At 67.0% G+C, this 26,587-nt stretch carries 22 protein-coding genes; 17 read left to right on the forward strand and 5 right to left on the reverse strand.

Going from position 1 to position 26,587, the window contains the following annotated elements:
• Positions 1–20 precede the first annotated feature (20 nt).
• The 6 genes from QO259_RS16750 to QO259_RS16775 all read left to right on the forward strand — a co-directional run bounded on the left by QO259_RS16750 (position 21) and on the right by QO259_RS16775 (position 8,668).
• On the forward strand, positions 21–1,085 hold the full coding sequence (locus tag QO259_RS16750) for a FecCD family ABC transporter permease (RefSeq protein ID WP_285950821.1): 1,065 nt from the start codon (positions 21–23) through the stop codon (positions 1,083–1,085).
• Positions 1,082–1,876, forward strand: coding sequence for an ABC transporter ATP-binding protein (locus QO259_RS16755; RefSeq protein WP_285950822.1), 795 nt, complete (start codon positions 1,082–1,084; stop codon positions 1,874–1,876). The genes QO259_RS16750 and QO259_RS16755 overlap by 4 nt, the downstream gene beginning before the upstream one ends.
• Positions 1,877–2,155: 279 nt before the next feature.
• Positions 2,156–3,676 carry a glycerol-3-phosphate dehydrogenase gene (glpD, locus tag QO259_RS16760; protein WP_285950823.1) on the forward strand — a complete coding sequence of 507 codons (1,521 nt, stop codon included), beginning with the start codon at positions 2,156–2,158 and terminating at the stop codon, positions 3,674–3,676.
• 108 nt (positions 3,677–3,784) lie between these two features.
• Positions 3,785–4,513: an MIP/aquaporin family protein gene (locus tag QO259_RS16765; protein WP_207033791.1), complete on the forward strand. Its 729-nt coding sequence runs from the start codon at positions 3,785–3,787 to the stop codon at positions 4,511–4,513.
• Between the two features lie 49 nt (positions 4,514–4,562).
• On the forward strand, positions 4,563–6,071 hold the full coding sequence (gene glpK / locus QO259_RS16770) for a glycerol kinase GlpK (RefSeq protein WP_207033789.1): 1,509 nt from the start codon (positions 4,563–4,565) through the stop codon (positions 6,069–6,071).
• A gap of 401 nt (positions 6,072–6,472) precedes the next feature.
• Positions 6,473–8,668: an OsmC domain/YcaO domain-containing protein gene (locus QO259_RS16775; RefSeq protein ID WP_285950824.1), complete on the forward strand. Its 2,196-nt coding sequence runs from the start codon at positions 6,473–6,475 to the stop codon at positions 8,666–8,668.
• 79 nt (positions 8,669–8,747) lie between these two features.
• Here the strand turns inward: QO259_RS16775 and QO259_RS16780 are convergent, their stop codons facing one another.
• Entirely contained in the window at positions 8,748–9,710 is a 963-nt protein-coding gene (locus QO259_RS16780) for a LysR family transcriptional regulator (protein ID WP_285950825.1), read from the reverse strand.
• Positions 9,711–9,838: 128 nt separating this feature from the next.
• Here QO259_RS16780 and QO259_RS16785 point away from each other — a divergent pair, with 128 nt between their 5' ends.
• Entirely contained in the window at positions 9,839–11,020 is a 1,182-nt protein-coding gene (locus QO259_RS16785; RefSeq protein WP_285950826.1) for an alkene reductase, read from the forward strand.
• 82 nt (positions 11,021–11,102) lie between these two features.
• Here the strand turns inward: QO259_RS16785 and QO259_RS16790 are convergent, their stop codons facing one another.
• The gene (locus QO259_RS16790; RefSeq protein ID WP_285950827.1) at positions 11,103–12,026 is read right to left on the reverse strand and encodes an ornithine cyclodeaminase family protein; all 924 of its coding nucleotides are present in this window, start codon (positions 12,024–12,026) and stop codon (positions 11,103–11,105) included.
• Between the two features lie 84 nt (positions 12,027–12,110).
• Positions 12,111–12,554, reverse strand: a complete 444-nt coding sequence (locus QO259_RS16795; RefSeq protein ID WP_285950828.1) for a CBS domain-containing protein — start codon at positions 12,552–12,554, stop codon at positions 12,111–12,113.
• Between the two features lie 425 nt (positions 12,555–12,979).
• On the opposite strand from QO259_RS16795, the gene QO259_RS16800 reads away from it, so the two are divergent.
• Positions 12,980–14,548, forward strand: a complete 1,569-nt coding sequence (locus QO259_RS16800) for an alkaline phosphatase D family protein (protein ID WP_285950829.1) — start codon at positions 12,980–12,982, stop codon at positions 14,546–14,548.
• A gap of 238 nt (positions 14,549–14,786) precedes the next feature.
• Here the strand turns inward: QO259_RS16800 and QO259_RS16805 are convergent, their stop codons facing one another.
• Positions 14,787–15,608, reverse strand: a complete 822-nt coding sequence (locus tag QO259_RS16805) for a helix-turn-helix transcriptional regulator (protein ID WP_285950830.1) — start codon at positions 15,606–15,608, stop codon at positions 14,787–14,789.
• A gap of 245 nt (positions 15,609–15,853) precedes the next feature.
• Here QO259_RS16805 and QO259_RS16810 point away from each other — a divergent pair, with 245 nt between their 5' ends.
• The gene (locus tag QO259_RS16810) at positions 15,854–17,326 is read left to right on the forward strand and encodes an alanine/glycine:cation symporter family protein (RefSeq protein WP_285950831.1); all 1,473 of its coding nucleotides are present in this window, start codon (positions 15,854–15,856) and stop codon (positions 17,324–17,326) included.
• A 99-nt stretch (positions 17,327–17,425) separates the two neighbouring features.
• Complete coding sequence (locus QO259_RS16815) at positions 17,426–18,724, forward strand: MFS transporter (RefSeq protein ID WP_285950832.1); 1,299 nt, start codon at positions 17,426–17,428, stop codon at positions 18,722–18,724.
• Here QO259_RS16815 and QO259_RS16820 read toward each other — a convergent pair.
• The gene (locus QO259_RS16820; protein WP_285950833.1) at positions 18,721–19,350 is read right to left on the reverse strand and encodes an NAD(P)H-dependent oxidoreductase; all 630 of its coding nucleotides are present in this window, start codon (positions 19,348–19,350) and stop codon (positions 18,721–18,723) included. The two genes, QO259_RS16815 and QO259_RS16820, sit on opposite strands and share 4 nt — an antisense overlap.
• 189 nt (positions 19,351–19,539) lie before the next feature.
• On the opposite strand from QO259_RS16820, the gene QO259_RS16825 reads away from it, so the two are divergent.
• The 7 genes from QO259_RS16825 (at position 19,540) to QO259_RS16855 (ending at position 26,383) form a co-directional block, all read left to right on the forward strand.
• A complete protein-coding gene (locus tag QO259_RS16825; RefSeq protein WP_285950834.1) occupies positions 19,540–20,442 on the forward strand; it encodes a LysR substrate-binding domain-containing protein in 903 nt (300 codons plus the stop codon).
• A 194-nt stretch (positions 20,443–20,636) separates the two neighbouring features.
• Positions 20,637–21,641: a LacI family DNA-binding transcriptional regulator gene (locus tag QO259_RS16830; protein ID WP_285950835.1), complete on the forward strand. Its 1,005-nt coding sequence runs from the start codon at positions 20,637–20,639 to the stop codon at positions 21,639–21,641.
• Between the two features lie 98 nt (positions 21,642–21,739).
• Complete coding sequence (locus tag QO259_RS16835) at positions 21,740–22,762, forward strand: ABC transporter substrate-binding protein (protein ID WP_285950836.1); 1,023 nt, start codon at positions 21,740–21,742, stop codon at positions 22,760–22,762.
• On the forward strand, positions 22,762–23,643 hold the full coding sequence (locus tag QO259_RS16840) for an ABC transporter permease (protein ID WP_285950837.1): 882 nt from the start codon (positions 22,762–22,764) through the stop codon (positions 23,641–23,643). Before QO259_RS16835 ends, QO259_RS16840 begins: the two co-directional genes overlap by 1 nt.
• 21 nt (positions 23,644–23,664) lie before the next feature.
• The gene (locus QO259_RS16845; protein WP_285950838.1) at positions 23,665–24,480 is read left to right on the forward strand and encodes an ABC transporter permease; all 816 of its coding nucleotides are present in this window, start codon (positions 23,665–23,667) and stop codon (positions 24,478–24,480) included.
• Positions 24,477–25,568, forward strand: coding sequence for an ABC transporter ATP-binding protein (locus tag QO259_RS16850; RefSeq protein WP_285950839.1), 1,092 nt, complete (start codon positions 24,477–24,479; stop codon positions 25,566–25,568). Before QO259_RS16845 ends, QO259_RS16850 begins: the two co-directional genes overlap by 4 nt.
• Entirely contained in the window at positions 25,562–26,383 is an 822-nt protein-coding gene (locus tag QO259_RS16855; protein ID WP_285950840.1) for a phosphodiesterase, read from the forward strand. Before QO259_RS16850 ends, QO259_RS16855 begins: the two co-directional genes overlap by 7 nt.
• Positions 26,384–26,587: the final 204 nt, after the last annotated feature.

Here is a 26,587-nt window from a genome sequence, read left to right on the forward strand (position 1 = left end):
ATGCCCTGCCGCTACCCGTCATGACCACCGCCGCTGTCGCATCGTCCAGCAGCGCCGATCGCTACCTTGCCCGGCGCCGGCGTCACTATGTGCTGATCGCGGTGACCGCCGTGCTCACCTGTCTGTCGCTGCTCGCCGATGTCGCCATCGGCCCCGGGCACTATCCGCTGCCAGCGGTGGTGGCGGCGATCGTCTCCCCCGACAGCGCCCCCACTACACTGGCGATCGTGGTGTGGGAGATCCGCCTGCCGGTGGCGCTGATGGCCGTGGTGGTAGGCCTGGCCCTGGCCAGCGCCGGGGCCGAGATGCAGACCATCCTCGACAACCCCCTGGCCGACCCTTTCACCCTCGGGATCTCCGCCGCCGCCAGCTTCGGCGCGGCGCTGGCGATCGTGCTCGGCGTCGGCGTGCTGCCCGGCGGCGAGGCGCTGCTGACCACGCTCAACGCCTTCGTCATGGCGATGTTCGCATCACTGCTGATCTGGCTGGTCAGCCGGCTGCGCGGGGTCAGCGTGCAGACCATGGTGCTGATGGGCATTGCGCTGATGTTCTTCTTCAACGCCCTGCTCGGCATCCTGCAGTACGTCGCCTCGGCGCAGTCGCTGCAGCAGCTGGTGTTCTGGTCGCTGGGCTCGCTGTCGCGCACCAGTTGGCCCAAGGTGGGCGTCATTGCCGCCGCGCTGGCGCTCACGCTGCCGGTCTTCTTCATCGCCGGCTGGCGCCTGACCGCGCTGCGCATGGGCGAGCTGCAGGCCCGCGCCATGGGCATCGATGTCGCCCGGCTGCGGCTGCTGATGCTGCTGTGCTGTTCGCTGCTCGCCGCCACCGCGGTCGCCTTCGTCGGCACCATCGGCTTCATCGGGCTGGTCGGGCCGCATATCGCGCGGCTACTGGTCGGTGAGGATCAGCGCGTCTTCCTGCCGCTTTCGGCGCTGGTGGGGGCGCTTCTGATGTCGCTGACTTCGATCGCCTCCAAGACCCTGATCCCCGGGGTACTGCTGCCGATCGGCATTCTCACCGCGCTGATCGGGCTGCCGTTCTTCGTCTCGCTGATCATCAAGAGCCGGCGCGAGGTGTGGGGATGACGCTGACGGTAGAGGCGCTGTCGGTGACGCTGGGGCGCACGCCGGTGCTGCAGGCGGTCACCGGGCTGCGCGCCGCCCCGGGCGAGGTGACCGCGCTGATCGGCCCCAACGGCGCCGGCAAGTCGACCCTGCTCAAGGCGATCGCCGGGCTGGCGCGCTACCACGGCCAGGTGCATCTCGCGGCGCAGGATCTGGCCGGGCTCGCCCACGCCGAGCGCGCGCGGCGGGTCTACTATCTGCCCCAGGAAAGCACCACCCGGGCTGCGCTGAGCGTGTTCGAGGCGGTACTGCTGGCGCGGCGCACCACCCACCCGGCACGCGGCCGCGACGACCTGGCGCGGGTCGAGCGCCTGTTGCACACCCTGGCGCTGACACCGCTGGCCGAGCGCGATCTGGGCCAGCTCTCCGGCGGCCAGCGCCAGCGCGTGGCGATCGCCCAGGCCATCGTGCGCGAGCCGCAGGTGCTGATGCTCGACGAGCCGACCAGCGCTCTCGACCTGCACCACCAGCTGCAGGTGCTGGCGTGGCTACAGGCCACCGCCCGCGAACAGGGTATCGGGGTGATCATCGCCATCCACGACCTCAGCCTCGCCGCGCGCTTCGCCGACCAGCTATGGATGCTGGGGGCCGGCGGCCGGGTGTGCGCCACCGGCTCACCGCGGGAGGTGCTCACCGAAGCCCGGCTGCGCGAGGTCTACGCCATCCACGCCCACGTCGAGTGGCCGGCGGACGAACCGCCTAGGGTGACACCGCTGGCGGCGCTGAGCGCGCTCGGTAGCGGCGGACGCTGACGGCACGATACCACCCGTGTCCGCTGTGCCAGCCCCGTGACCGAGACACGGGCAAACGGATGTTGTGATACGAAAGACCCCATATCCCTGCAGCAAGATGTTTTCACAATCGAAATCGCCCGCGCACTTTGCAGAAACCCTATTTACCCGCTCATTTCATTAATATACATAATCCACAGCTATCCTAGCGCATAAACCTACGACCTTTGTCGCACATCCATTATGTTCGTTTTCGCGCAATAATGACTCAAAGCGAAACATCAGAGAGCGAACTCGAACATGAGCGGCGACACTTACGATCTGATTGTCATCGGCGGCGGCATCAATGGCGCCGGCATTGCCCGCGATGCGGTGGGCCGAGGGCTGTCGGTGCTGCTGGTCGAGGCCGACGATCTCGCCAGCCATACCTCCTCGGCTTCCACCAAGCTGATCCATGGTGGCCTGCGCTATCTGGAGCAGTACGAGTTCAAGCTCGTGGCCAAGGCGCTCTCCGAGCGAGAAGTGCTGCTCAAGATGGCGCCCCATATCATCTGGCCGATGCGCTTCGTGCTCCCCCACCAGAAGCATCTGCGCCCGGCGTGGATGATCCGCACCGGCCTGTTCCTGTATGACCACCTCGGCGGCAAACAGACCCTGGCGAACTCCCACGGGGTCAAGTTCTCCAGCCATCCGGCCGGCGCACCGTTGAAAGCGGAGTTCACCAAAGGCTTCGTCTACTCCGATGCCTGGGTTCAGGATGCCCGCCTGGTCGTCCTCAACTGCATGGATGCAGCCGACCGCGGCGCGCGCATCATGACCCGCACCCGGGCCGAGACGGCGACACGCAGCGCCGATGGCTGGCAGGTGACACTCAAGACCGCCGAGGGCGAAACCAGCGAGGTTCGCGCACGCGGGCTGGTCAACGCGGCGGGGCCCTGGGCGGTGCGCTTTCTGGACGATATCGCCTCACAGAACCACTCCTATGCGCTGCGCCTGATCAAGGGCAGCCATATCGTGGTCGAGCGCCTGTTCGCGCACGACTACGCCTATATCTTCCAGCAGCCGGATGGCCGCATCGTCTTCGCCATCCCCTACGAGCGCGACTTCACCCTGATCGGCACCACCGATGTCGAGCATCAGGGTGCGCCGGGCAAGGTGGCGATCGACGCCGACGAAATCGCCTACCTCTGCGAGGCCATCAACCGCTATTTCGAGCGCCCGATCGGCCCTGACGACGTGGTCTGGAGCTACTCCGGCGTGCGCCCGCTGCTCGACGATCACGAAGACAACGCCAGCGAGATCACCCGCGACTACCGCATCCAGCTGGATACTCGCGGCGGCGCACCTCTGCTCAATATCTTCGGCGGCAAGCTGACGACCTATCGGCGCCTGGCCGAAGACGCCGTCGACCAGCTGGCGCCGGCGCTCGGCAACCGCGGGAAGGCCTGGACCCACAGCGGCCATCCGCTGCCCGGCGGCGATGACGCCGATCCGCAGCAGCAGGTGGCATCGCTGCAGCGCCGCTACCCCTTCGTACCATCGCCGATGGCCACGCGCCTGGTGTTCAACTACGGCACCCGGGCGCTGACGATCCTGGGCCAGGCCGAGGGGCTGGCCGATCTCGGCGAACACTTCGGTGCCGATCTCTACGCCGCCGAGGTCGACTACCTGCGCGCACACGAATGGGCGCGAACCGCAGAAGACATCCTCTGGCGCCGCACCAAGCTCGTCCTGCGTCTCGATGACAGCGAGCAGCGCCGACTCGCCGACTACCTGAACTGCCCGTCACCAGCCGCGATGGAAGAGAAAACGCTGGAGTAGCAGACATGGCCGACGCCCGCGCCACGCCTCGATAGCCGATCGAGCCGCGGCGCGCCGCAGCCCACTAGGGCCATGCCGGCCGGAACATCACCCACAGTAAGGAACACCATGGGAGTCATAGAGAAGATAGTGCTGCACGAGATTGCCGGTACGGCCTGCATGACGCTGCTCGGCTGCGGCGTGGTCGCCAACGTGCTGCTCAAGAAGACCGGTGGTCACAACGGTGGCCCACTCTTGATCTTTTTCGGCTGGGGACTCGCGGTCTATTGCGGCGTGTGGATCGCGTTCGATACCGGCGCCCATCTCAACCCGGCGATCACCCTCGCGCTGTGGCTGGGCCCGGCCACCGAGTACGCCAAGGGCATCCCCATCACCCTGGACAATACGCTGGCCTATTTCATCGGCGAGTTCGCGGGGGCCTGGCTGGGTGCGGTGCTCTGTTACCTCTGCTACAAGAAGCAGTACGACGACACCGAGGATGCCACCACCATTCTGGCCACCTTTTCGACCATCCCCACGATTCGCTCGCGCTTCTGGAACTGCGTGACCGAAGCCATCGGCACCTTCGTGCTGGTGTTCGTCGTCATCATGTTCGGCCATACGCCCAACGGGCTCGGCCCCTTGGCCGTGGCACTGCTGGTGGTGGCGATCGGCGCCTCGCTGGGCGGGCCCACGGGCTATGCGATCAACCCCGCCCGCGATATGGGGCCGCGGCTGGCGCACGCCATGCTGCCCATTCAACACAAGGGAGCCAACGACTGGGGCTATGCGTGGGTGCCCTTCGTCGGCCCGATCATCGGCAGCAGCCTGGCTGCCCTCGTCGCAACGGTCTATTGAGCTGCATTCGGCTCTTCAGAGACACACCATTCAGAAGGAGCGTTCTCCCATGAGTGACAAGAAGAAATACATCCTCGCCATCGACCAGGGCACCACCAGTTCGCGCGCCATGCTGTTCGATCATCAGGGCAAGATCGCCGGCATGGCCCAGCGCGAGTTCGAGCAGATTTTCCCGCGGCCGGGCTGGGTCGAGCACAACCCGCGCGACATCATGACCAGCGTGCTGACCACCCTGACCGAGGTGATCAACAACTCCCAGGTCAATGTCGAGGAGATCGCCGGCATCGGCATCACCAACCAGCGCGAGACCACGGTGATCTGGGACAAGCACACCGGCCAGCCGGTCTACAACGCAATCGTCTGGCAGTCGCGTCACTCGGCCGAGATCTGCGACGAGCTGCGCGAAGCGGGGCATGCCGACATGGTCCGCGACAAGACCGGCCTGGTGATCGATGCCTACTTCTCGGGCACCAAGATCAAGTGGATTCTGGATAACGTCGACGGCGTCCGGGAGAAAGCCGAGAAAGGCGACCTGCTGTTCGGCACCATGGACTCCTGGCTGATCTGGAACCTGACCGGCGGTGCCGAGCATGTCACCGACGTGACCAACGCCTCGCGCACGCTGATGTTCAATATCCGCGAGCGCCGCTGGGACCCTGAACTGCTGGAGATGCTCGGCGTGCCGGAATCGATGCTGCCCGAGGTCAAGTCCTCCAGCGAGATCTACGGCTACATGCTGCCCAAGTTCCTGTTCGGCACCAAGCTGCCGATCGCGGGCATCGCCGGCGACCAGCAGGCGGCGCTGTTCGGTCAGGCGTGCTTCAAGCCCGGCATGGCCAAGAACACCTACGGCACCGGTTGCTTCACGCTGATGAATACCGGCAGCGAAGCGACGATCTCGGACAACGGCCTGCTCACCACCATTGCCTGGGAGATCGACGGCGAGGTCGAGTACGCGCTGGAGGGCGCCATCTTCGTCGCCGGTTCGGTGGTGCAGTGGCTGCGCGACGGGCTGCGCATGCTGGGCAAGGCCTCCGACTCCGAAGCCTACGCCGAACGTGCCGGCGACAGTGAGGGCGTCTACCTGGTGCCCGCCTTCACCGGCCTCGGCGCGCCCTACTGGAACTCCAATGTGCGTGGCGCCATGTTCGGGCTGTCGCGCGGTACCAGCAAGGAGCAGTTCATCCGCGCCGCGCTCGAATCGATGGCCTACCAGACCGCCGACGTGCTCACGGCGATGCAGGCCGACGCAGGCATCGATCTGACCGAGCTGCGCGCCGACGGCGGCGCCATCGCCAACAACTTCCTGGCCCAGTTCCAGGCCGATATCCTGGGGGTCGACGTGCTGCGCAGCGAGATCAGCGAGACCACCGCACTCGGCGCGGCCTATCTCGCCGGGCTGGCCCTCGGCTTCTGGGAGTCCCGCGAGCAGATCTCCGAGCAGTGGGCGATCGAACGCCGCTTCGAACCGGGCATGCGCCAGGATCGCCGCGATGCGCTCTACGACGGCTGGAAGCGGGCGGTGCAAGCGACCATGGCGTTCCAGGTCGCTTCATAAGAGCGCCCATCCCCTCCCTCTGGTGATGGGCGCCGGGGGCAGGGCAAAGCGAGGGTCCTTTGCCAGGGATGGCAAAGGTAGCGCCCAGGGAGGGGTTTACAGCGCCCTCGCGACGCCCTGCCGCCGGATAGGCCTACGCCATTCACCGGTTGTGACAGGCGTTCTACAAGCACCGCGCCGCGCGCCTTAAAAGCTCGCAGTATGAAAGACAAGGCCCGAGTTCCCCGGTCAGGGGAATCGGGCCTTGGCGTCTCGGCCACACACGTTCCCAGCTCCACCCGCTTCCCGATACGCCAGCTTCCCAGTCCCCCAAGACGAAGCGCCCTCGAATCCGGATAATGGCCGCCATCCACCTCCCGTCGGTCACGGAGGTCAGCCACTTATCAACGCGGTCTCTCTCCATGGAAATCAAGGTCAACTATCTCGACAACCTGCGCCAGGAAGCCAAGTTCGACGACTTCACGGTGATCACCGACCAGCCGATCCGCTACAAGGGCGACGGCTCGGCGCCGGGGCCGTTCGACTACTTCCTCGCCTCCACGGTGCTCTGCGCGGCCTATTTCGTGCGGGTCTACTGCAACGCCCGCGAGATCCCCACCGAGAACATCCGGCTGTCGCAGAACAACATCGTCGACCCGGAGAACCGCTACAACCAGATCTTCCGTATCCAGATCGAACTACCGGCGGACATCTCCGACAAGGACCGCACCGGCATTCTGCGCTCGATCGAGCGCTGCTCGGTCAAGCGGGTGATCCAGAACAACCCCGAGTTCCAGATCGAGGCGGTGGAGAACATCGACGAGAACGCCCAGGCGCTGCTAATGGGCGGCTCGCTCGACAAGGACGGCGAGAGCCAGGAGACCTGGATCGAAGGCAAGGACCTGCCGCTGGAGCGGACCATCGCCAACATGACGGGCATCCTCGAGCGTCTCGGCATGAAGATCGAGATCGCCTCCTGGCGCAATATCGTGCCCCACGTCTGGTCGCTGCACATTCGCGATGCCGCTTCGCCGATGTGCTTCACCAACGGCAAGGGCGCGACCAAGGAAGCCGCGCTGTGCTCGGCGCTGGGCGAGTTCATCGAGCGCCTGTCGTGCAACTTCTTCTACAACGATCAGTTCTTCGGCAACGAGATCGCCGCCAGCGAATTCGTCCACTATCCGAACGAACGCTGGTTCCAGCCGGGGCCGGACGACGCGCTGCCCAGCGAGATTCTCGACGACCACTGCCGCGCGATCTTCGACCCGGACGGCGAGCTCCGAGGCTCGCATCTGTATGACACCAACTCCGGACGCACCGACCGCGGTATCGTCTCGCTGCCGTTCAAGCGCCACTCGGACGGCGAGACGGTATGGTTCCCCTCCAACCTGATCGAGAACCTCTATCTCAGCAACGGCATGAGCGCCGGCAACACCCTCGCCGAAGCGCAGGTGCAGTGTCTCTCCGAGATCTTCGAGCGGGCGGTGAAGCGTCAGATCATCGAGCAGGAGATCGCGCTACCGGACGTACCCGAGGCGGTACTGGCGCAGTACCCGACGATTGTCGAAGGCGTGCAGGCGCTGGAGGCCCAGGGCTTCCCGGTGCTGGTCAAGGATGCCTCCCTCGGCGGGCGCTTCCCGGTCGCCTGCGTCACCTTGATGAACCCGCGTACCGGCGGCGTGTTCGCCTCCTTCGGCGCGCACCCCAGCCTGTCGGTCGCCATCGAACGCAGCCTCACCGAGCTGCTGCAGGGGCGCAGCTTCGAAGGCATGAACGATCTGCCGCCGCCCACCTTCAACGCCCAGGCGGTGAGTGAACCCAACAACTTCGTCGAGCACTTCATCGACTCGTCCGGCGTGGTGTCGTGGCGTTTCTTCAGCGCCACGGCGGACGTCGACTTCGTCGAGTGGGACTTCTCCGGCACCAACGACGAGGAGGCCGAGCGCCTGTTCGCGATTCTCGACGACGAGGGGCTGGAAGCCTATGTCGCCACTTTCGAGGATCTCGGCGCCCCGGTGTGCCGCATCCTGGTGCCCGGCTACTCCGAGGTCTACCCGGTCGAGGATCTGGTGTGGGACAACACCAACATGGCGCTGGCCTTCCGCGAGGATATCCTCGCCCTGCACCGCCTCGATGAGGCGCAGCTGACCGACCTGCTCGAACGCCTGGAAGAGAGCGAGCTCGACGAGCAGATGAAGATCGTCACCCTGATCGGGATCGAGTTCGACGACAACACCGTGTGGTCGGAGCTGACCATCGCCGAGCTGAAGCTGCTGATCCAGCTGGCGCTGGGGCGCTTGGAAGACGCCCTGGACGGCGCGCAGATGTTCCTGCAGTTCAACGACAACACCGTCGACCGCGGGCTCTTCTATCAGGCGCTCACCGCGGTACTCGAGATCGCCCTGGACGACGATCTCGAGCTCGACGACTACCGCCACAACCTGACCCGCATGTTCGGCGAGGCGAAGATGGCAGACGCCATCGGCGCGGTGGAAGGTTCGGTGCGCTTCCCCGGGCTGACGCCGACCAGCCTCGCGCTCGAAGGCATCGAGCGCCACCAGCGCCTGCTCGAGAGCTATCACAAGCTGCACGCCTGGCGCGCGACGCACCGGGGCTGAGCGCGCCCGGCACGCCGCCAGCACACCCCCGGGGCCGCCTATCGAGGCGGTTCCGGGGTTTTCGTGTGCCCCCACCGCATCAACTCACGCCGCGCGCCAGCTTCTCGATCATCCAACGGTGAATCGCACTCTCCTGGGTGCGCGGATGCCAGGCAACGGCGACCTCGAACGTCGGCGTGGAGAAGTCGATGGTGAGCGGCGCCACCTTGGGGTTGGGCAACAGCCGTGCGGGATAGAAAGCGATCAGGTCGGTGGTGTAGAGCACGTCTGGCGCCGCCTTGAACGTCGGCACGGAGATGACGATATGGCGCTCCAACCCCTGCTCGGCGAACCACTGATCGTGGGAGCCCTTGAGCGCCGCACGTGACGGCGAGACCACCAGTTGCGGCAGCGCGGCGATCTCCCCGATCGACAGCGTCCGGCCGTGCAGCGGCGAACAGGGGCTGGCAACGCAGACGTGACGATCGTCGAAGAGCGTGAGATAGGGCAGCGATGCGGGCAGAAAATCCGGGAACGAGAGTGCCAGATCGAGCTCGCCCGAGATCAGCTTGCGCTCGACCTGGTCGCTCTCGAAGGGCTGCACGATCAGCTTGAGCAACGGCGCCTGCTGACGCACCTCGCGCAGGAACGCCGGCAAGATCGCCTGCATCGCATAGTCGGTCGCGCTGAGCGTCACCACGCCCTCATAGGTGGCCGGGGTGAACTCGGCCGGCGACAGCAGCGCCTCGATCTCATGAAGAATCCGCTCGACCCGCTCGCCGAGTTCGAGCGCCAGCGGCGTGGCGGTCATGCCGTTGCCCTGACGCAGAAAGAGCCGGTCGTCGAAGAGCTCGCGCAGCTTGCGCAGCTGTTCGCTGATCGCCTGCTGGGTCAGCCCCATGCCAGCGGCAACGCGGGAGAGATTGCGTTCGCGCAGCAGCGCCTGGAGCACCCGCAGCTGCTTCAGATCGAGCCGGTTGAGCCGCCCGGCGCGGCGTATACGCGCTGTCCCCCCCCGGTAACCTGACGCTGTCGCCTGGCCCACGCTCATTGTCCAAACCATCACCACTCATATTGGTGACCTTTACAAAGAAACCTTGTTTCTAATGGTAGCGTGGACTCTCTACTCTCTCCGCATCGAATTCGACCGAGACGCGGCGGACAGGCTTCGCCGCCAGGAGAGGGAAGAGAGTGAATAACGCAGCACTGTTCGAATCGGTCAGACTGGGGCCGTATACCCTGAAAAACCGTATCGTGATGCCGCCGCTGACGCGCTCGCGCAGCAGCCAGCCCGGTAACGTCCCCAACGACTGGATGGTCGAGTACTACAGCCAGCGTGCGGGTGCCGGCTTCATGGTCACCGAAGGCACGCAGATCGAGCCGCGGGGCCAGGGCTACGCCTGGACGCCGGGTATCCATTCGCAGGCGCAGATCGCGGGCTGGCGGGCAGTCACCGCAGCCGTTCATGCCCGCGGTGGCGTGATCTTCTCCCAGCTATGGCACGTCGGGCGAGTCTCGCACCGCTCGCTGCAGCCGGGCGGCAAGGCGCCGATCGCGCCGTCGGCGATCCGCGCCGATGCGGTCAGCGTCTTCGTCGAGACCGCACCGGGTGAAGGCATGCTGACCGCGCCGAGCGAACCCGAGGCACTGACCACGGCCGGCGTCGAAGACCTAGTCGAACGCTACGCCCAGGCAGCCCGCAATGCCCTGGCGGCGGGCTTCGACGGGGTCGAACTGCACTGTGCCAACGGCTATCTGGTCAACCAGTTCCTGTCCGAGCACACCAACACCCGTACCGACCGTTACGGCGGTAGCCTCGACAACCGCCTGCGCTTTCTCGAGGAGATCGTCGACGCGGTGGCCGGCGTCTTCGGTGCGGAGCGCGTCGGCGTGCGCTTCTCGCCGCTGTTCGAGAGCACCGATGAGGATCGCGTCTATCTGGGGCTGGTCGAGAGCGACCCGCACACCACCTACCTCACCGCCATCGAGCGCCTGGAACAGGCCGGCGTCGCCTACGTGTCGCTCGCCGAAGCGGACTGGGACAACGCCCCGGATCTGCCGGAGACCTTCTACCAGGCCGTGCGCGAGACCTTCTCCGGCTGCCTGCTCTACGCGGGGCGCTACACCCCTGAGAAAGCCCTCTGGATGCGCGCGCGGGGCTACGGCGACCTGTTCGCCTTCGGGCGTCCTTTCATCGCCAACCCCGACCTGCCCCAACGGCTCTACCACGGCTGGCCGCTGAACGACGTCGACCCGGCGACGATGTACGGCGGCACCGACGTCGGCTATATCGACTATCCCAGCTACGCCGAGGCCGCGGCCACTATTGACGCTGCTATCGACGCCCCCGCGGAGGGAGGCTCGGCGCGATAGGCGCGCGCCAGAGCACGCCGCCACAGGGGACTCAGCTACAGGGGACTCAGCCACAGGGGACTCAGCCACAGGCTTCGACGATTCAGCCGCTGGCCTCGACGATGTAGCGCGCGATCATCAGGTCGAGATGCGCGCCACCGCCGTTCTTGTAGAGCGTGATATCGCTGTCGTCCCGGCGCCCGGGCGCGCCGGCGAGCAGCTCGCGCAGGTCGGCCAGCACATCGCTCGCCGCGATGGTGCCGGCGGCCAGCGGAATGGCCAGCTCGCCGATATGGCCCAGGGTGCTGTCGCGGCTGTCGACGAACAGCCGCGCGCGGGTCAGCAGAGTGTCGTCGGCCTCACGCATGTCGGCCTTGAAGGCGCCGATCAGGTCGACATGGGTGCCGGGGCGCACCCACTCGCCGCGCACAAACGGCTCACGCGCCAGCGTGGCAGTGGCGATGATATCCGCCTGCCCGGCGGCCTCGGCCAGTTCGCTCACCGCCACCACGGGCACGCGGTGGTCGGCATAGCGTTCGGCCAGCGCCGTCGCGCGAGCCGGGGTCCGGTTCCACAGACGGATGCATTCGAGTGAAGGGAACAGCGCGCTATAGGCTTCGATCAGGCTCGCCGCCACCGCCCCGGCGCCACAGATCAGCAGCTCGCGGCTGTCTGGCCGCGCCAGGCACAGCGCCCCCAGTACCGAGTCGCTGGCGGTCTTGATCTCGGTGACCAGGCGGCTGTCGAGCACCGCCTGCAGCCGACCATCCTCCGGGGCGAAGTAGAGCATCGCCCCCTGCACCGTGGGCAGCCCGCGCGCGGCATTGGCCTCGAACACGGTCACCGCCTTGGCGCCGTAACCGAGCCCGGGAATGAAGCAGGAGCGGTTGAGCAGCGTGCCCTCGGCCGGGCCGAGAAAGCTGTCGTCGATCTGGGGCGGCGCGCCCAAATGGCCCTGACGCAGGGCCTCGACCGCACCCGCCCAGTCCAGCGCGCCGCGCGTCTCCGCATAGCCGATCTGGCGCATCCGTTGGCCCTCACTGCTGGTGTCGTATTGGTGGTCTCCGCTCGACCCTAGCCAGTGTGGGTGGCGCAGCGCAAGCATCGACGCTCAGACGGCGTCGGCCTCGAGCAGGCGCACCGCCAGATGCACGAAGTCCACCGACGAGACGATCCCCACCAGGCGCCCGTCGCCATCGACCACCGGCATCGCGCCGTGACGATTGTCGAGCAGGGTACGCCCGGCCTCGGCCAGGGGCGTCTCCGGCGTCAGCGTCAGCACCTCACCGGAAAGCACCTCTTCCACCGGGATCAGGGCCAGGTGATGGCTCAGGCGGTTCGAGCCATAGACGTTGGTGATCTGCAGCGCCTCACGCAGCACCACCTTCTGATTGAGCATCCCCACCAGCCGCTCCTGCGCGTCGAGCACCGGCAGATGCCGAATCTTGTGCTCGCGCATCGCTTCGTTGCCATCGTGAAGCGACTGATCGAGACGCAAGGTAAGCACGTCGCGGATCATGATATCCGCCACGCGTTGGGGTAATGCCTGACTCATGCCGACTCTCCTTATTTGACTCTCGGACTCGTACGCAAACTGTCTGCCCATCGACTTTTCGTATTGACCCTAGGTGCTGCCTGAAAAGTCGACGAGCGAAGGCCAAGCAAGGCAAAAATCGGCGAAAACGCGGAGTTTACGGGGTGTAAATGAGCATTTTGAGCCGATTTTTAACGCCGCGTGGGCGAGCGCAGTACTTTTCAGACAGTGCCTAAGGCGAATTGACCAACCATCGATCAATAAATAGATCGATCGACCATTCTGCTGATTATCGGCAGCCGGGCGGCCTGGCGTAGTCCTTACATGCGTTTTTGCGCAAAAACCCCCTGCGCTCGCCGAGCGCGTGCGGCGATGCTTCACGTCGCCGTCATCTCCCCGCTCTAGGCTTCTCGCGTAACGCCCGTGACCGCCCGAGGAGACGCCCCGTGAAAGCCCCCAAGCCCCCCATCACTCGTCGTGAACTGCTGGTTCGCGGCGGCCAGCTCGGCCTTGCCACTGCCGGCCTGCTCGGCGCGCCGGCCATCGTGCTCGCCGAAGGGCACCGCCCCAGGATAGAGGGCGGGATCATGAGCGGCGATGTGCTGGCCGACCGCGCCATGCTGTGGGCCCGCGCCGACCGCCCGGCGCGGATGCTGATCGAGGTCGCCGACAATCCCGACTTTCGCGCCGCCCGCCAGCTTCCCTGGGTCGATGTGCTGCCCGAGAGCGGGCTGATCGGCAAGCTCGATGCCACCGGGCTCGGCGGCATGCCGGCAGTCCACTATCGGGTGCGTTTCGCGGCTCTGGGTGACGACCGAGCGGTCAGCGAGCCGGTGGTCGGCCGCCTGCGCCTGCCGCCGAGCGCGCCGCGGGATCTGCGCTTCGTGTGGTCCGGCGACGTGGTCGGTCAGGGCTGGGGGATCGATGAATCGCGCGGCGGCATGCGCACCTGGGAGGCGATGCGCCAGGTGCGCCCGGACTTCTTCATCCACTCCGGCGACAGCGTCTACGCCGACGGCCCGCTCGACTCGCAGGTCGCGCTGCCCGATGGCAGCACCTGGCGCAACGTCGTCACCCCGGCCAAGCAGAAGGTGGCCGAGACCCTCGAGGAGTATCGCGGCCAGCACGCCTACAACCATCTCGACGCCAACTTCCGCCGCTTTGCCGCTGAGGTGCCGATGCTGGCCCAGTGGGACGACCACGAGACGATCAACAACTGGTACCCCCAGGAGATTCTCGACGACGACCGCTATACCGAGAAGCGCGTGGCCCTGCTCGCGGCCCGCTCACGTCAGGCGTTTCTCGACTACATGCCACTGCGGCTGTCGTCAGCGGCGCCGCAGCGCATCTACCGCCGCTTCGCCTACGGCCCGGGTATGGAAGTGTTCATGCTCGACATGCGCAGCTACCGCGGCCCCAACAGCGCCAATCTTCAGGCCGAGGACTCGCCGGCCACCGCCTTCATCGGTGAGGATCAGTTCCGCTGGCTGCACCAGGCGCTCAGGCGCTCCACCGCGACCTGGAAGATCATCGCCGCCGACATGCCGATCGGCCTGGTGGTGCCGGATGGCGACGACTTCGAGGCGATCGCCAACGCCGACCCCGGCCAGCCGCTGGGGCGCGAGCTGGAGCTCGCCCGCCTGCTCAAGGCGATCCGCGACGACGATATCGCCAACGTGGTGTGGTTCACCGCCGACGTGCACTACACCGCCGCCCACCACTATGCGCCCGAGCGCGCCGCCTTCAAGCAGTTCAAGCCGTTCTGGGAGTTCGTCAGCGGCCCGCTCCACGCCGGCACCTTCGGCCCCAATGACTTGGACGCCACCTTCGGCCCCAAGGTGGTATTCCAGAAGGCACCACCGGCGGGGCAGAAGAACCTGCCGCCCTCGGCGGGCTATCAGTTCTTCGGCCAGGTCGACCTCGACGGCGAGAGCGAAACGCTCACGGTGACACTGAAGAATAGCGACGGCACCGCCCTGCATACGCAGGTGCTGACACCCGAAAACCGCGCCTGAGCTCGCCGACTTTTCAGACAGCACCTGGCACATAGCGCCGGCGTGGCAGCCCACCCGCCGGCGCCCATCGCCAGAGGGGTTTGGAAATGGGCTCTTAGAGGGTATTTACAAATTCGGCGAGCGAAGGCAAGACAAGGCGAAATCGGCCGAAAAAGCGGAGTTTACACGGGGTAAATGAGCATTTTGAGGTCGATTTCAACGCCGTATTGTCGAGCGCAGACATTTTGTAAACACCCTCTTAGACGTAGCGCGCCCGAAACTGCCACTCCCCCGGCCCCACCTCGTTACGAATCGCCGCCACCAGCGCCGGGTCGAGGCGCGGGTCGTCCAGCGCATACAGGCCGCACCCCGCCAGCGCCTGGCGCACGTTCAGTGCTCCCGAGAGACGCTCGTAGACCACCCGCACGCTGCAGGGCATGCGCTCGCTGCTGTCCGCCACCCCGAGCTTGAGCCCGGAGAGTCTAAAGACCTGACTCTTGAAGCTGGGGAACAGGATCGTCTGGGTGATCTCGTGGCCATTGAGCGACTCGTGGTCGACCAGGAACAGACGGTCGCTCAGCAGCATCGCCACGCCGCGATAGCGGTTGTGAAAAAGCCGCCCACCGCCGACGGCCGGCATGCGCTCGGTGCGCTGGTAGACCACGTCTTCGCCGCGGCGCTCGAGGCACACCAGGGTGCACAGCACGTGCCCCGGCCGCGACATCGCCAGGTAGTACTCGTGGTAATAGCCCAGATAGCGCGACATGCCCTGGCGGCCCGTCTCCAGCAGCGCCGCCGGTAACCCCAGGCCGGCAGCAGCGCCCTCGGCGTCGCCCTGCCCCGGCGTGCCGGGGCGCAGGCGCACCAGCGTCTGGAACTCGGCGTGGGGCAGCACGATCTCGTGGAGTTCGACTCCGAAGAAGTCGCACACCCGGCGCATGGTGTGGCCGGCAGGCCGGTAGCGGCCGCTGAGGTAGCGGTTGAACTGGGCGCGGTTGATCTCGAGCCGCCGACACACCTCGGCGATCGAGCGGTAGTAACTGCACAGCAGCCGCAGATTGGCGGCGAAATCGTCCTGCATGAGAAGAGCTCACTGGAGACTGGTGCACTCTGGTGCACTGGCTGCGCAAAAGAGTGCGCCAGGCTGCAACAGGACGTCAAATTCCCCGCCGCTCGGCGAGTGATTAAATGCTTGGCGATGGCTCGTCAGCGGCCACGCGTTCCACAACAACTCGTTGCATGACAACCGGATTCACAACAGCTGAATTCACCAAAACCGGATTCACAACAACCGGATCCACAACAACATAAGAGCGGAGACAACGCATGCTGGATTTCCTCAACGACCTGCTGTGGGGCAAGGTCCTGTTGGTGCTGCTGATCGCCGTGGGCGTCGGCTTCACCCTCGCCTCACGCTTCGTGCAGTTTCGCTACTTCGGCCAGATGTTTCGTATCCTCGGCGCCAGTCAGGCCTTCCGCCGCGACAAGCACGGCCATCTCAGCTCTTTCCAGGCGCTGGTGCTGTCGGTGGCCGGGCGGGTCGGCGGTGGCAACATCGCCGGCGTGGCGGTAGCGATCACCCTCGGCGGGCCGGGGGCGATATTCTGGATGTGGGTGGTCGGCCTGATGGGCATGGCCACCAGCTTTCTGGAGTGCACCCTGGCCCAGACCTACAAGGAAGCCGAGGCCGACGGCACCTACCGCGGCGGCCCGGCCTACTACATCTCACGCGGGCTGGGGCGGCGCTGGCGCTGGCTGGCGCTGGTCTACTCGGTGCTGCTGCTGGTGACCTTCGGCTTCGCCTTCACCGCGCTGCAGTCCTACGCCGTGGCGACGTCGTTCGGCGATGCCTTCGGCGTGCCGGTGCTCTACAGCGGCCTGGGCCTGGCGATGGTCGTGGGCCTGATCATCTTCGGCGGCATCAAGCGCATCGCGCGTATCTCCGAGGTGCTGGTGCCGTTCATGGCCGGCGGCTATCTGCTGATCGCGCTGCTGGTGCTGGGCCTCAACATCGAGAAGATCCCCGACGTGATCGTGCTGATCGTGAAGAGCGCTTTCGGCCTCGAACCGGCGATCGGCGGCGGCATCGGCGCGGCGATCATGATGGGCGTCAAGCGCGGCCTGTTCTCCAACGAAGCGGGCCTGGGCAGCGCCCCCAACGTGGCCGCCGTGGCCTATGTGCCGCACCCGGCCAACCAGGGCATCGTGCAGGCGTTCTCGGTGTTCATCGACACCGTGGTCATCTGCTCGGCCACCGCGTTCATGATCCTGCTCAGCGGCGTCTACGACCCGGCCTCGACCAGCGACGTGGCGGGGATTGCGCTGACCCAGGCATCGATGGCAGACCATGTCGGCGAGTGGGGTCGCACCTTCGTCAGCCTGGCGCTGCTGCTGTTCGCCTTCAGCACCATTCTCTACAACTACTACCTGGGCGAGAACAGCCTCAACTACTTCAGCCGCGGCAACCAGACCCTGTTCAACGCCTTCCGCGTGGCCATCGTGCTACTGGTGTGCTGGGGCGCGACCACAGATCTGGGCACGGTCTTCGGCTTCGCCGACGTCACCATGGGCCTGCTGGCGGTCGCCAACCTGGTCGCGCTGATCCTGCTGTTCAAGTCGGGGCTGCGCATCCTCAAGGACTTCGACGCCCAGCGCCGCCAGGGCATCGAACGCCCGATCTTCAACGCCAAGGACCACCCGGAACTCGATCTGGACCCGCAAGCGTGGGAGCTGGCGCCGGAAGATCTCGAACGCGCCCACCGCACCCTGGGCAATACCCCCGCCAACGCGCGCGGCTGAGCCCCGCGATCACGGCCCCGCCCAAAGCGGGGCCTTGTCGCACCAACCCGGCTACACTGGCTCTCACCGCAGCCCGCGGTGCATGTCCGAGAGAGCCACATGCCGCCAGCGCCACAGCCCAGCGATAGCCATCCTTCCGAATCACACGCGCCTGCCCATACGCCTTCGCGGCGCAGCCAGCGCGGCCTGGATGGTTTGAACTTCTTCCTCGCTGACGTGCGCGATGGCGTGGGACCCTTCCTGGGGATCTACCTGCTGACCCGCTTCGACTGGAGCGCGGGGCAGATCGGGCTGGCGATGTCGGCGATGACTTTCGCCACCATGCTCTCCCAGAGCCCCGCCGGGGTGCTGTTGGACATCACCCGCCGCAAGCGCCTGCTCACCGCCCTGGCCACCCTGGTGGTGGCGGTCTGCAGCGTGCTGATGACGCTGCCGGCCTTCGTCAATCTGCCCGCGATCCTGCTGCTGCAGGCGCTGATGGGGGTCAGTGCGGCGCTGCTGCTGCCGGCGGTGGCGGCGATCACCCTGGGCATGGTCGGGCGCCGACGCTTTCCCGAACGCCAGGGCCGCAACGAGGTGTTCAACCACGCCGGCAACGTGGTCTCGGCACTGCTGGCGGGGCTGCTGGCGCACTTCCTAAGCGTCGAGTGGCTGTTCTACTCGCTGCTGCTGTTCGCCGGCGGCAGCCTGATCAGCGCGCTGATGATCCGCGAGACGGATATCGACCATGTCGCCGCCCGCGGCGCGGTGGCACAGGAAGCGAAGGACTCAGCGCCGCAGACCAGCGGCGTGCTGCAGCTACTGCGCGACCGCCGGCTGCTGATGCTGGGCGCGGCGCTGACGCTGTTTCACTTCGCCAACGCCGCGATGCTGCCGCTGGTCGGCCAGTACCTGACGATCGGCGATCAGGACGCCGCCTCGCTCTACATGTCGGCCTGCATCGTGATCGCGCAGCTGGTGATGATCCCGGTGGCCTGGTGGGCGGGGCGCAGGGCTCAGCGCTGGGGGCGACGGCCGGTGTTCATGCTCGGCCTGCTCGCACTCCCGCTGCGCGGGCTGCTCTACGGGGTCAGCAACGATCCGGTGTGGCTGCTGCTGGTGCAGGCGCTGGATGGCATCGGGGCGGGCATCTTCGGGGTGCTGTGGCTGATCGTGGCCGCCGACCTGACCCGCGGCAGCGGGCGTTACAACGCCATCGTCGGGGTGCTCGGCACGCTGTTCGCACTCGGCGCGGCGGCCTCCAACCTGGTCGCCGGCTATGTGGTGGATGCCAGCGGCTACGTCGGCGGCTTCGTGTTCCTCGCCGCCTTCGGCGCGCTGGCGCCACTGGTCTATTGGTTCGGGGTGGGCGAAACCCGCAGCGCCGACGCGGACGAGACCGGCGTCTGCACAGACTAGGCCGGCGTCTGCGCAGCAGCACGCTCCGGCGCGGACTGAGCCGTCGCCGTGCCGAACACCTCGTGCAGATGGGCACGGTAGGCGGCGACGTCGCGCTCGACGTCGGGCGCCTTGATCACGTCGTTGGCGATGAAGGTGGGCAGCGCCGCCAGCCCCACGAACTGCTGCGACTTGTGGAACGGGAAGTAGACCCCGTCGACGCCCCGCCCCTCGAAGAAGTCGTCGGGTGAATCGAACGCTTCGCGGGGGGCGTTCCAGGTCAGCGAGAGCAGATAGCGCCGCCCCTGGAGCAGCCCACCGCTGCCGTACTGGCGGCTGGGGTCCTGGCGCGAGCGGCCATCGCTGGCATAGAGCGCGCCGTGGCCGGCGGTGAACACTTCGTCGAGATAGCGCTTCACGCTCCAGGGTGCGCCCATCCACCAGCCGGGCATCTGATAGACGATGGCGTCGGCCCACACAATCTTGTCGACCTCCGCCGCGCTGTCATAGCCCTGCTCGATCACCGTCTCGCGGATCTCGTGGCCGAGCTGACCGAGGGTCTCCACGGCGGCCGCATGCAGGGTATTGTTGAGTTCACCGCGGGAATGCGCGAAGGCCTTGCCGCCGTTGATCAGTAGTATCTTCATGTCGATGTCTCTCCCGATAGCTGGTGGTGACCGCGCCTGGGGCGCTGCGCGCCGTTCGCCGTCACCCTTCGATGTGCCCTATTGTGGGGTAACCGCACGCGGGAAAAACCCGTGCCCCGACAAGTCATCCTTGCTTTAGAATCAACAAACCGCGCCGACACGCCTCCCGCTACCGACGGCTTACGGATCATGAAAAGCACTCTCGAAGAACAGCAGGCCTTCATCGCCGTGGTCGACTGCGGCTCGATCACCGCCGCCGCCGAGCGGCTCGGCATCACCGTCTCGGGGGTCAGCCGCGCGCTCAACCGCCTCGAGCGCAAGCTCGATACCACGCTGATGCGGCGCACCACGCGGCGCCTGGAGCTGACCCAGGAGGGCGAGACCTTTCTCGACCACTGCCGGCGTATCCTCAATGCCGTGGAGGCCGCCGAGGAGTCGGTTCTCGGCCACCACGATCAACCCCAGGGGCGGCTACGGGTCAACGCCGCCCCGAGCTTCATGCAACTGGTGATCGTGCCGCTGATCGGCGAGTTCCGACGCCGCTACCCGGGTATCACGCTGGCGCTGGACACCCACGACCGTTTCGTCGATCTGCTCGAGCAGCGAGTCGATCTGGCGATTCGTATCGGTGACCTGGAAGACTCCTCGCTGCACGCGCGCACCCTGGGGCACAGCCCGCTGCGGCTGCTCGCCAGCCCGGCCTATCTCGAACGCCGCGGTACCCCGCAGCAGGTGGCGTCCCTGGCGGATCACGACCTGCTCGGCTTCAACCAGCTCGACCATCTCAACCGCTGGCCGCTGCGCGATGCCCACGGCGAGCCGCTGCTCATCACCCCCACGCTCAGCGCCTCCAGCGGCAGCACCCTGCTCAGCCTGGCGCTGGCCGGTGAAGGCATCGTCTGTCTGGCCGACTACATGACCCTGCAACCGCGTCAGCGCGGCGAGCTGGTGGAGGTGCTGGCAACGGCGACCGAACGCCAGACCCAGCGGGTCAGCGCGGTCTATTATCAGCAGAGCGCGCTGACCCGACGCGCCCGCGCCTTCATGGACTTTCTCGCCGAGCGTCTGCCGGGTAGCCATCTGGAGACGTGACGCCGCGTCACCCGACCACGCGCTTCACCTAACTGACATACCCGCGTCACCTCAGCGTCATGCAGTCGCCCCATGCTGCAATCGTTTTCATTGCCGTGGGCAGATGGGTCGATGTCGTCACGCTGTGGTTTGGGCCGGATCGCCGCGCCCCCTCTCAGGAATATCCTGCAGACAGCTTCGTCGGGGGGTGGCGCATGGCCTCGCGCCCTTCGCTGATCCAGGTCGCCGAGCAGGTCGGCGTCTCGCCGGCCACGGTGTCGCGGGCGTTCAACCGCCCGGAGCTGCTCAATGCTGCGACCCGCGAACGCATTCTGAGCACCGCCAAGCGGCTCGGCTTCCGCCCCAACAAGGTCGGGCGCAGCCTGCGCTCGGGGAGTACGCGCACGCTGGGCCTGCTGCTGCCGACCCTGGCCAATCCGGTGTTCGCCGCCTGCTTCGAGGGGGCGGAGGCGGCCGCTCTGGATGCCGGTTATAGCGTGATGCTGGCGACCACCGGCTACGACAGCGAGCGCGAGCGCCTGGCGGCGCGCAGCCTGCTCGATCACCGTGTCGAGGGGTTGATCCTGACCGTGGCCGACCCCGCGGACAGCGCCACGCTGAACGAGCTCGGCAGCAGCGGGGTGCCCTTCGTGCTGGCTTACAACGAGTCCGACGAGCACCCCTGCGTCAGCGTCGACAACCACGCTGCCGCCGGCGACATGGTCTCTCACCTGGCCGCGCAGGGGCACCGCCAGCTGGCCCTGATCAGCGGCCCGCTTGCCGCCTCCGACCGCGCGGCACGCCGTCTGACCGGGGCGATGGCGCGCGCCGAGACGCTGGGTCTGCCCGCGCCAATTCATGTGTCGATGTCACGCCATACCGCCGCCGACCGCTGCCGACTCAAGGAGCTGCTCGCCGCGCCGCAGCCACCGAGTGCGCTGTTCTGCTCCAACGACCTGCTCGCCGCCGCGGTGATCGCCGAGCTGGCCACTCTCGGCCGGCGCGTACCCGACGACCTTTCGGTATGCGGCTTCGACGGCATGGATTTCGGCGCGCTGATGGTGCCGTCACTGGCCAGCGTGCATCAGCCCAGTCGAGAGATCGGCAGCCACGCCTGTCGCGAGCTGCTGGCAGCGCTCGCCGGGCGACCCAGCCATTCGCAGCGCCTCCCCCACCGGCTGCTCGACGGCGGCACCGTCACCGCACCCGTTCCGCCGTGAGACTCACTTTCGCCATGAAATTTCACTTTCGTCATGAGATTTCACTTTCGCCATGAAATTCCAACCACGCCGCCCCGGCGGCATTCGAGGACGATGAGATGCTGAACAAGACGCTGCGCGCTGCCTGTCTGGCGCTGGGCATGACCACCGTGATGCTGGCTTCGCTACCAGTGTACGCCGCCGACGATACCGCGATCTGCTACAACTGCCCGCCGGAGTGGGCCGACTGGGGCACCCAGTTGCAGGCCATCGCGGCCGATACCGGCGTTCACGTACCTCAGGACAACAAGAACTCCGGCCAGTCGCTGGCCTCGCTAGTCGCCGAGAAGAACAACCCGGTAGCGGACGTGGTCTACTACGGCGTCACCTTCGGCATCCAGGCCGCCGAGCAGGGTCTGGTGCAGCCCTACAAGCCGGCGCACTGGGACGCGATCCCCGCCGATCTCAAGGACCCGGACGGCAAGTGGTTCGCGATCCACTCCGGCACCCTGGGCTTCATGGTCAACGTCGACGCGCTGAACGGCTTGCCGGTGCCGCAGTCGTGGAGCGACCTGCTCAAACCCGAGTACCGCGGCATGGTCGGCTATCTCGACCCCAGCTCGGCGTTCGTCGGCTATGTCGGCGCGGTCGCCGTCAACCGCGCCCTGGGCGGTACCCTCGACGACTTCACTCCGGCCATCGAGTGGTTCCAGAAGCTGCAGGCCAACAACCCCATCGTGCCCAAGCAGACCGCCTACGCCCGGGTGCTCTCCGGCGAGATTCCGATCCTGCTGGACTACGACTTCAACGCCTATCATGCGCGCTACCAGGACCACGTCAACGTGCGCTTCGTGATCCCGCAGGAGGGCACCATCAGCGTGCCCTACGTGATGAGCATGGTGGCCAATGACCCGAACCCCGCGGCGGCCAGGAAGGTGCTCGACTACGTGCTCTCCGACAAGGGTCAGGCGATCTGGGCCAACGCCTACCTGCGCCCGGTACGCGCGGAGGCAATCTCGCAGCAAGCCCAGAGCAAGTTCCTCCCGGCCAGCGACTACGCCCGCGCCGGTACCGTCGACTACGCCCGAATGGCGGCGGCGCAGCGCGCCTTCTCCCAGCGCTACACCAAAGAGGTGGAGTGATGGCTGGGGCCTCTCAGCGGGCCGCCCCGCTCGCCACGCGGGGCGGTCGCCGGGCAAAGCTGGTGGGGCGCCGCGCCTGGCTGCCTATCGCCCTACCCGCCACCACGCTGTTCATCGCCTTCTGGCTGCTGCCGATGGCCAAGCTGGCAGGGCTGGGGGCGGCAACGCCCCAGGGCATGGAGAGCTCGGCCTACTGGCTGGTGGTGACCCAGCCGCGCTACTGGCAGAGCCTGGCCAATACGGTGGTGCTGTCACTGGGGGCGACCCTCGCCACCCTGTCCATCGCGCTGCCGGTCAGCCGCTTTCTGGCCCGGCATCCGCACTTCCCCGGGCGGCGGGCACTGATGGCGCTGCTGCTGTTTCCGCTCGCCTTCCCCGGCGTGGTGGTGGGCTTTCTGGTGATCCTGACCACGGGCCGCCAGGGCCTACTCAACACGCTCTCGCGGGCGCTCACCGGCGAGCCGACAGTACTCGCCTATGGCATGGCGGGGCTGTTCATCGGTTATCTCTATTTTCTGCTGCCGCGCACCATCGGCGTGCTGATGGCGGCGGTGGAGGGTATCGACAGGCAGTGGCTGGAAGCGGCGCAGACGCTGGGGGCACGGCCGTGGCGGCGGTTCGTCGATATCGAGCTGCCAGCACTCGCCAGTGCACTCACCGCCGCCGGGGCGATGTGCTTCGCCACCGCCATGGGCGCCTTCGGCACGGTCTTCACCCTCGGCACCCGGATCGACGTACTGCCGATCACCATCTACGACGAGTTCACCAACTACGCCAACATCCCGGTCGCCGCGGCGCTCTCCGTGGTGCTGGGGCTGGCGACCTGGGCGGTGCTCTACGCCGCCAATGCGGTTGCCGGCCGCGCGGCGCGGGGAGGCTGAGATGGCCGCAGGAGTTCACCCATGACGCATTCGCGTTTCGATACCCGGCTGGGCCTGGCCGTGACGCTCGCCGTCACCGCCTTTCTGATCGGCCCGGTACTGCTCTCGGTCAGCGCGGGGCTGACCCGCAATTATTTCGTCGGGCTCGACAGCGGTCTGACCCTCAAGTGGGTCGCCCAGGTCTGGGATCTCTACGCCGACACGATCTGGCGCTCCTACGCCGTGGCGCTGATCACTCTCGGCGTGACCCTGGCGCTCGGCGTGCCCGCGGCCTGGGTGCTGACACTCTACCCTGGCCGCCTGGCGCGCCTGCTGGAGGAGCTGCTGACCCTGCCGGTGGCGGTGCCGGGGCTGGCCACGGCGCTGGCGCTGATCGTCTCCTGGGGCAGCGTCGGCTGGCTGCGCAGCAGCGTGGCCTTCATCGTCATCGGCCATGTGCTGTTCACCCTGCCGTTCATGGTGCGAGCGGCGCGGGCCGGCATGCAGGGGGCCGATCTGCGCACCCTGGACGAGGCCGCGGCTACCCTCGGTGCCAGCCGCTGCCAGCGCTTCTTCGATATCGTGGTACCGGCCGCCAAGAGCGGCATCGTCACCGGAGCATTGACCGTGGTGACGCTCTCCATTGGCGAATTCAACCTGACCTGGCTGCTGCACACGCCGCTGACCAAGACCCTGCCGGTGGGGCTGGCCGACAGCTACGCCTCGATGCGGCTCGAAGTCGCCTCCGCCTACACCCTCGTTTTCCTGCTGATGCTGCTGCCGCTGATGATCGGCCTGCAGTGGTTCGCCGCGCGTTCGACCCGCAGCGGCGGCCTGGCCCTCGGAGCCTCGACATGAACATCGCAACACCTGCCCGCTCGGTGGCGACCGGCACGACCGGCACGACCGGCGCGCCGCCCCACCCCAGCACCGCCAAGACGCCGACCGCCAAGGCGCTGGCGATTCGCCTGACCCGCTGCGCCAAGACCTGGCCGGACGGCACCCGCGCGCTCGAACCGCTCGACCTGGAAGTGCAGGCCGGGGAGACCCTGGCGCTGCTCGGCCCCTCCGGCTGCGGCAAGACCACCCTGCTGCGCCTGATCTGCGGGCTGGAGCAGGCCGACGACGGTGGCCGGATCGACTTCGGCGATATGGATGTCACCGGGGTGGCGCCGGAGGCGCGCGGGGTCGGCGTGGTCTTCCAGGGCTATGCGCTGTTCCCCAACATGAGCGTGGCGGGCAACGTCGGTTACGGCCTGAAGATCCGCGGCGTGGATGCCGCCACCCGCAAACGCCGGGTCAGCGAGATGCTGGCGCTGGTCGAGCTGGAAGCGCTGGCGGAACGCCGGATCGACCAGCTCTCCGGCGGCCAGCGCCAGCGCGTGGCGCTGGCCCGGGCGATCGCCATCCAACCCCGGGTGCTGCTGCTCGACGAGCCGCTCACCGCGCTGGACGCGCGCCTGCGCCAGCAGCTGCGGGTCGATCTCGCGGCGCTGCTGCGTCGGCTGGGCATCACCTGTGTGATCGTCACCCACGATCAGGAGGAGGCGATGATGCTGGGCGACCGCGTGGCGGTGATGTCCGCCGGCCGGCTGGAACAGCTCGGCACCCCGGAGACGCTCTATCGCCAGCCGGCCTCGCCGTTCGTCGCCGACTTTCTAGGCACCCTGTGCCGGCTGCAGGGCGAGGCAGTGCGCCGCCACCATGGCGTCGACACGCTCACCTTCCGCCCCCACGAGATTCGTCTCCACGCCCCCGGCAGCGGGCTCGAGGCGCGGATCGAGGCGCGCTTCTTCCTCGGCAGCCACGTGCGCTTCGAACTGACCCTCGACGACGGCCAGCGCTTCACCGCCCTGGCAGCGGCCAGCGCCGGTTGGCAGCCGGGTGAGCGCGTCGGCATCAGTCTCGTCTCTTCTTCATCGGCCCAGGAGCCATTGCCATGCTGATCGCCCAGATCACCGACCTGCATCTACGCCGCCCCGGCCAGAAGGCGTACCGGGTGGTCGAGACCGACCGCTATCTCGCCCCGGCGGTGGCTGCGCTCAATGCCCTCGAGCCGCGGCCGGATGTGGTCCTGATCAGCGGCGATCTCACCGACTTCGGCCGCCCCGAGGAGTACGCCACCCTGGCCGAGCAGCTCGCGCCACTGGCGATACCCTGGTACCTGATTCCCGGCAACCACGACGATCGCCAGGCCCTGCGCGCGGCCTTCCCGACCCATGACTACCTGGGAGGCCCGAACCAAGCGTTCATCCAGTACGTCGTCGAGCGCTTCCCGCTGCGCCTGATCGGGCTCGATACTCTGGTTCCCGGCGAGAGCCGCGGCGAACTCTGCACCGAGCGGCTCGACTGGCTCGCCGATCGGCTCGCCGAGCAGCCCGAACGCCCCACGCTGATCTTCATGCACCACCCGCCATTCGCCACCGGCATCGGCCACATGGATGCCATCGGCCTCAGCGGCCGCGACGCGCTGGCCGCGCTGGTGCGCACCTATCCCAACGTGGAGCGCATCGTCTGCGGCCATGTCCACCGCACCCTCTTCCAGCGCTTCGCCGGCACCCTCGCCAGTTGCTGCCCCAGCACCGCGCACCAGGTGGCGCTGGACCTGCGCGATGACGGCGATTCCGCCTTCGTACTGGAGCCGCCGGGCTATCACCTGCACCTGTGGCGCGACGAGGTGCTGACCACTCACCATGCCGTAATCGGCGACTACGCCGGGCCCTACCCGTTCCACGAGGCGGGCGGGCTGATCGACGAGTGAGCCGCGGAGAAGTGAAGGGTAATGCTTGCGGTGAGCAAGCTGGCGGAGCAGTCAAACGCGTAATGCGGGGAGCCGGGTTGGCGTATGAAACGAGGAGGGGGGATATCGGCGTTCAGAATGGCCCGAACAGCGTCTCGTAAACCTCGATGGCGCTGTCGTAGGGCGTGAACCGATGCTTGGGGTACCGCGAATAGTAGGGCGATT

It is taken from the genome of Salinicola sp. JS01 (assembly GCF_030284585.1).
Classification (GTDB): domain Bacteria; phylum Pseudomonadota; class Gammaproteobacteria; order Pseudomonadales; family Halomonadaceae; genus Salinicola.

Excerpts from the sequence above, each read along its gene's own strand:
- QO259_RS16850 (WP_285950839.1), top strand. The coding sequence starts at position 24,477 with ATGAACATCGCAACACCTGCCCGCTCGGTGGCGACCGGCACGACCGGC.
- QO259_RS16830 (WP_285950835.1), top strand. The coding sequence starts at position 20,637 with ATGGCCTCGCGCCCTTCGCTGATCCAGGTCGCCGAGCAGGTCGGCGTC.
- glpK (WP_207033789.1), top strand. The coding sequence starts at position 4,563 with ATGAGTGACAAGAAGAAATACATCCTCGCCATCGACCAGGGCACCACC.
- QO259_RS16835 (WP_285950836.1), top strand. The coding sequence starts at position 21,740 with ATGCTGAACAAGACGCTGCGCGCTGCCTGTCTGGCGCTGGGCATGACC.
- QO259_RS16815 (WP_285950832.1), top strand. The coding sequence starts at position 17,426 with ATGCCGCCAGCGCCACAGCCCAGCGATAGCCATCCTTCCGAATCACAC.
- QO259_RS16820 (WP_285950833.1), bottom strand. The coding sequence starts at position 19,350 with ATGAAGATACTACTGATCAACGGCGGCAAGGCCTTCGCGCATTCCCGC.
- QO259_RS16855 (WP_285950840.1), top strand. The coding sequence starts at position 25,562 with ATGCTGATCGCCCAGATCACCGACCTGCATCTACGCCGCCCCGGCCAG.
- QO259_RS16825 (WP_285950834.1), top strand. The coding sequence starts at position 19,540 with ATGAAAAGCACTCTCGAAGAACAGCAGGCCTTCATCGCCGTGGTCGAC.
- QO259_RS16845 (WP_285950838.1), top strand. The coding sequence starts at position 23,665 with ATGACGCATTCGCGTTTCGATACCCGGCTGGGCCTGGCCGTGACGCTC.
- QO259_RS16755 (WP_285950822.1), top strand. The coding sequence starts at position 1,082 with ATGACGCTGACGGTAGAGGCGCTGTCGGTGACGCTGGGGCGCACGCCG.
- QO259_RS16765 (WP_207033791.1), top strand. The coding sequence starts at position 3,785 with ATGGGAGTCATAGAGAAGATAGTGCTGCACGAGATTGCCGGTACGGCC.
- QO259_RS16790 (WP_285950827.1), bottom strand. The coding sequence starts at position 12,026 with ATGCGCCAGATCGGCTATGCGGAGACGCGCGGCGCGCTGGACTGGGCG.
- QO259_RS16775 (WP_285950824.1), top strand. The coding sequence starts at position 6,473 with ATGGAAATCAAGGTCAACTATCTCGACAACCTGCGCCAGGAAGCCAAG.
- QO259_RS16750 (WP_285950821.1), top strand. The coding sequence starts at position 21 with ATGACCACCGCCGCTGTCGCATCGTCCAGCAGCGCCGATCGCTACCTT.
- QO259_RS16810 (WP_285950831.1), top strand. The coding sequence starts at position 15,854 with ATGCTGGATTTCCTCAACGACCTGCTGTGGGGCAAGGTCCTGTTGGTG.
- QO259_RS16780 (WP_285950825.1), bottom strand. The coding sequence starts at position 9,710 with ATGGTTTGGACAATGAGCGTGGGCCAGGCGACAGCGTCAGGTTACCGG.
- QO259_RS16840 (WP_285950837.1), top strand. The coding sequence starts at position 22,762 with ATGGCTGGGGCCTCTCAGCGGGCCGCCCCGCTCGCCACGCGGGGCGGT.
- QO259_RS16805 (WP_285950830.1), bottom strand. The coding sequence starts at position 15,608 with ATGCAGGACGATTTCGCCGCCAATCTGCGGCTGCTGTGCAGTTACTAC.
- QO259_RS16795 (WP_285950828.1), bottom strand. The coding sequence starts at position 12,554 with ATGAGTCAGGCATTACCCCAACGCGTGGCGGATATCATGATCCGCGAC.
- glpD (WP_285950823.1), top strand. The coding sequence starts at position 2,156 with ATGAGCGGCGACACTTACGATCTGATTGTCATCGGCGGCGGCATCAAT.